This is a genomic window from Streptomyces sp. 130, from assembly GCF_007096885.1.
Taxonomy (GTDB): domain Bacteria; phylum Actinomycetota; class Actinomycetes; order Streptomycetales; family Streptomycetaceae; genus Streptomyces.
The window spans coordinates 1-2666 of record NZ_VJNO01000087.1 but is presented as its reverse complement, the minus strand read 5'-3'; the positions used below and the strand labels follow the sequence as shown (position 1 = coordinate 2666).

At 68.8% G+C, this 2666-nt stretch carries 4 protein-coding genes; 2 read left to right on the top strand and 2 right to left on the bottom strand.

Annotation, left to right across the window (positions count from 1 at the left end; translation table 11 throughout):
* Positions 1 to 218: 218 nt before the first annotated feature.
* A complete protein-coding gene (locus tag FKN01_RS32040; protein ID WP_260697096.1) occupies positions 219 to 554 on the bottom strand; it encodes a hypothetical protein in 336 nt (111 codons plus the stop codon).
* A 511-nt stretch (positions 555 to 1065) separates the two neighbouring features.
* Between FKN01_RS32040 and FKN01_RS32035 the strand changes: the two genes are divergently transcribed.
* Complete coding sequence (locus tag FKN01_RS32035; protein WP_143626157.1) at positions 1066 to 1794, top strand: serine protease; 729 nt, start codon at positions 1066 to 1068, stop codon at positions 1792 to 1794.
* Positions 1795 to 2406: 612 nt separating this feature from the next.
* Here the strand turns inward: FKN01_RS32035 and FKN01_RS33775 are convergent.
* Positions 2407 to 2595 (bottom strand): hypothetical protein, encoded by a 189-nt coding sequence (locus FKN01_RS33775; RefSeq protein ID WP_398933653.1) that lies wholly within the window; start codon positions 2593 to 2595, stop codon positions 2407 to 2409.
* A 22-nt stretch (positions 2596 to 2617) separates the two neighbouring features.
* On the opposite strand from FKN01_RS33775, the gene FKN01_RS33770 reads away from it, so the two are divergent.
* On the top strand, positions 2618 to 2666 hold a 49-nt coding region (locus FKN01_RS33770), incomplete at its 3' end, for a hypothetical protein (RefSeq protein ID WP_398933657.1).

The following is a 2666-nucleotide window of genomic DNA, read 5'->3' as shown; positions in this document are numbered from 1 at the left end:
GTTCCTCTTCCCCACGAACAGAGCAACGAGCATCTGAGCTGACAGTCACACCATCAGCCGACTTCTGTTAGGACCTCGAAGGGATCTGGCCGTGCTCGAAGCGGGCTGCGCGGTAGGCAGCGTGCGCGGCCTCGTCGCGGTCCTCGCTGATGAGGCCGCCTCCGCCGACCCAGTTTCCCCACCGGGTCCCCCGCCCCTCCCAGTCGATGTATGGTCCGTCATTCCCGACGAGTCCGCCCTCGGGCGTGATATCGATGCCGCCGGCGAAGGAGCAGGCCATGCCCTGGAACACGTCTCCCTTGCGGAAGGTCCGCCAGGTCCTCGCGGCGGCAGACCTCCTCGACCTGGCCGGGGTGGTGCAGCGTCGTCTCCGGGGTGGCGCTGAGGTCGATCAGGAGGCCGCAGTCGACGAACTGGCGCACCACAAACGCCGACACGACGGTCTTCAGGCCCGAGACGTTGGGGGCGCCGAGCGCAGCGGCGATCCGGTCGGCTGCCGCGCTGCCGGAGACGGGCCCGGTGGGCATTGCGGCGTCGATGGTGGCGGCGTCCATCGCTTCCACGGCGCGGGCACTTGGCGGCCTATCCCTGGTCGTACTCGGTTCGTCGCATGAGAAAACATGCAAGTTGGACGCATGTCGTTAGGGCTGCGCCCGCGTACGCGCAGGGAGACCACCCGTCCGGATGGCAGGGCGATGGCCTTTGCATATCGGCGTCGGCATCCTCGGGGTTGTCCTCGTCCCAACTGCTGGTGCGTGGGCAGTCAGCGAGCGGACGGGCCCTTTCGGCGGCGAAACGCTGACAAAGCCGGTTCGCGTCGAGAGTCTGGGCGTATGAGGCAGGTGCCGAGGGCGCGGCGCGGTCGCCGGCGGGGCTTGGGTCGTGGGGTGCCAGTCGTGACCAACCTGCACAGGATTCGTTGCACGTGGCACGACGGGGCCCTACCTGGGTGCTGAGCAGCCCGTCGCCAGGCAGGAGGAACGTGTGAAGACAGCAAGAGCAGCACGCGGGGTACGAGCATGGGCACGGCGAGCGCGATGGGCAGGCGCCGCGCTACTGGCGGCGATGTCTCTGGCACTGTCCACCACGCCCGCGCCGGCCGTCTCCGGTGGCCAGGACGTGCAGAGGACCAACGGATACACGGTCGCCGTCCTGGCGCCCGTCATCATGTGCAGCGGAGCACTCATCGATTCCCGGCACGTCGTCACTACCGCCACCTGCATCAACTACCTGGAACCTGGCGACGTGGAGGTCTACGTCGGCTCCAACAAGTACTACGCCGACGGACTGACCAAAGCAGTATCGAAAATCGACACGCCTCAGAGTTTGAACCTCGAAACCTACGAGGCGAACATCGCCGTGCTCACCCTGGAGCCTGCCCTGACCCCTGAGGAGATGAGCAAGTTCACGATCAACCCCGTCCCCCGGGCGACCACCCTGCCGTCGGTCAACGAACTGGCCACCGTCACCGGCTACGGCGCCACGGACTCAAAGCTGACGCTGCCCGACGTCATGCAGCGCGCCCAGCTCAGGGTCTACTCCCGCACCCTGTGCAACCAGCTCAAGCACAACAAGCTCACCGCCACCATGTTCTGTGCCGGCGACCCGACAGGCGTCAAGGATCTCTGCCCGGCCGACCAGGGCGCCCCCCTCGTCTACGACGGAAAACTGGTCGGGATCTACAGCTGGGGCTGCAGCTGTGGTCTGGCCGCCCCGAACCCCAGCAGCCCTGTCTTCACCAGCATCCCCTCTTTCCGCGCCTGGATCGACAAAGTGGTCAACGGCACTGCCTGAACGGGCCCGAGACATTTCGACGCACACGGGCGTAGCACCAAAAGCAGACCCCTGGCGGGCATGACGGTCCGGTCCCGGGCGGCCCCTAGCGCGTGCCGCCCGGGGCCGCCCTTCTGCCACCGGTCCGCTCCGGTCTGGTAGCCAGAGGCGCGTCCTGCGACGCAGCCCTGCAATACGAGGTGCAACACGGGGCGTGTTGCGGCCCCGACCTGCCGGAACAGTCGCACAGGGCGGAGTCGGGGGAGCGTGTCGCAGCTCCTCGCGACGGCCAGGGCCGAACAGTGAGCGCAGACAGCACGAGACCCCGGGCCCTGGGGGCGAGCCCGGGGTCTCACTCCGGTGGGGGAGCGTCAGAGGTTGTCCCAGTAGCTCTCCCGCTCGGAGAGCGGCCCGAACCGCTCGATGGACCAGCAGGTGCAGTTCCCGCCCTCGTAGAGCTCCCCGTCACACTCCTCGTGGTGCTCCCGCACCGGTCGCTTCGCCGGGGCCTCCGACGTCTGCGCGGGCGGCCTCGACGGCCGAAACCACGCTCGCCCACTCCATGCCCAGTGCGGCGAGGGCCGGGCGCTGCCCCTGGCCGAGCCTGCCCCTCCTCGACTTGGTGTTCGAAATTCATACCCCCAGCTTCACCGGTACCGGCTCCGCCTCGCCGTTGACCTCGGCCTCAACGACCGCGCCGCGCGGGACCGGCCGCTGCCCCTCCCGCTCCACCCACTGCGCCAGGGCTGCCAGGCCCCGCTGGAACGCCGCCTGCGCCTTGCTCCCGGCCTTGCGCGCGCCCTTGGCCGCGTCGCCCGGCATCGACCTGGACCTCAAGCGCGGCGTGGTCATCGCCCTCGTGGGCGAGAACGGCGCCGGCAAGAGCACCCTCG